Consider the following 1,932-nt stretch of genomic DNA (forward strand, 5'->3'; position numbering starts at 1 on the left):
ATCGGCTGTAGTGAAGACCAAGCTTGGGTGAGCCGGATTCCTCGACTCGGCCATCCGTGTCACACTGCATTCCGCCATGTTCCTGAGGAAGACCGAGCGGCGGAAGGACGGGAAGACGCATCTCTACTGGAGCGTCGTCGAGAGCCGGCGGCTGGACAACGGCCGCGTGGTGCAGCGTCATGTCCTCTACCTTGGCGAGATCAACTCCTCCCAGGCCGAAGCCTGGCGCAGGGCGATCGAGGTGTTCGACGACGACGCCGGCGCGTCCCGTTCGCTGTCCCTGTTCCCCGACGAGCGTTGCGACCTCCCGGCCGCCGAGGACTCCATCGTGCGTCTGCGCCTGAGCCAGATGCGGCTCTGCCGGCCGCGCCAGTGGGGCGCCTGCTGGCTCGCCTCCGTCCTGTGGCGCGAGTTGCAGCTCGACCGGTTCTGGGCCGAGCGCCTGCCGGCGAGCCGCAAGGGAACGCGCTGGGCCGACGTGCTGCAGGTGCTGGCGACCTACCGCCTGATCGACCCGGGCAGCGAGTGGCGGCTGCACCGCCAGTGGTTCCTCGACAGCGCCATGGCCGATTTGCTCGGCTCCGACTTCGGCCTCGCGGAGGCGCACAAGCTCTACGCCTGCCACGACAAGCTGCTCGAGCACAAACAGGCTCTGTTCTCGCATCTGACGCAACGCTGGCGCGACCTCTTCAACGCCTCCTTCGACGTTCTGCTCTACGATCTGACCAGCACCTATTTCGAGGTCAACGCCTCCGACCTGCCCGAGGGCTCGAAGCGCCGCCACGGCTACAGCCGCGACAAGCGGCCGACTGCCCGCAACTCGTCATCGCCCTCGTCGTCACCCCCGAGGGCCTGCCGCTCGCCTACGAGGTCCTGCCCGGCAACACCGCCGACAGCCGCACGTTGCGATCCTTTCTGGAAAAGATCGAGAGCCAGTACGGCAAGGCGCGGCGGGTCTGGGTGATGGACCGCGGCGTGCCGACGGAAGAGGTTCTCGCCGAGATGCGCGCCTCCGACCCGCCCGTGCGCTACCTCGTCGGGACGCCCAAGGGGCGCCTCAACCGCCTCGAGAAGCAGCTCGTCGACAAGCCGTGGCGGACGGCGCGCGAGGGCGTCGAGGTCAAGCTCCTCGCCGAGGGCGACGAGCTCTACGTCTTCGCCCAGAGCGCCGATCGCGTCGGCAAGGAGCGCGCGATGCGGCGGCGGCAGCTCAAGTGGCTGTGGGGGAGGCTGAAGAAACTCGCCGGGATGGACATCGCCCGCGAGGAACGGCTGATGAAGCTCGGCGCGGCGCGCTCGAAGGCGCCCTCCGCCTGGCGGCTGGTCACAACCGACGTCGACAAGACGACCGGCGCGCTGACCTACGCGCTCGACCGCAAAAAGCTGCGCAAGGTCCGGCGCCGCGAGGGCCGCTATCTGTTGCGCACCAACCTGACCCACGACGATCCGGCCAAGCTCTGGGCGTATTACATCCAGCTCGTAGAAGTGGAAGAGGCGTTCAGAAATCTGAAAGGCGACCTCGCGATCCGCCCGGTGTTCCATCAGGACGAGAGGCGAATCGAAGCGCACATCTTCATCGCCTTCCTCGCCTACTGCCTGCAGATCACCCTGACCCGCCGCCTGCACAGCCTCGCCCCGGGCCTGACCGCGCGCAGCGCGCTCGCAAAGTTCGCAGCCCAGCAGATGATCGACGTGCATCTGCCCACCACCGACGGCCGCGAGATCGTCCTCACCCGCTTCACCGAGCCCGAGCCCGACCTGCGCCTCCTCCTCGACCGCCTGAAGCTGCAGCTCCCGGCCCAGCCGCCCCCGAGAATCGCCGCCGTCAAGCTCCTCGAAAAACCCCTCTTGTAGTGAAGACCTTTTCGCTCAAGCCATTGCTTTCCTTCACGCCGCTACCCGAAAATTGGCCGAATCCGCGAAGACGGGCTA

The 1,932-nt window shown here is 67.2% G+C and carries 1 pseudogene; it reads left to right on the forward strand.

Annotated elements, in window-relative coordinates:
• The first annotated feature begins 76 nt into the window (after positions 1-76).
• Positions 77-1,854 (forward strand): annotated as a pseudogene (locus DFR50_RS31055) (IS1634 family transposase).
• Positions 1,855-1,932: the final 78 nt, after the last annotated feature.

The organism is Roseiarcus fermentans (assembly GCF_003315135.1).
In the GTDB taxonomy this organism is placed as follows: Bacteria; Pseudomonadota; Alphaproteobacteria; order Rhizobiales; family Beijerinckiaceae; genus Roseiarcus; species Roseiarcus fermentans.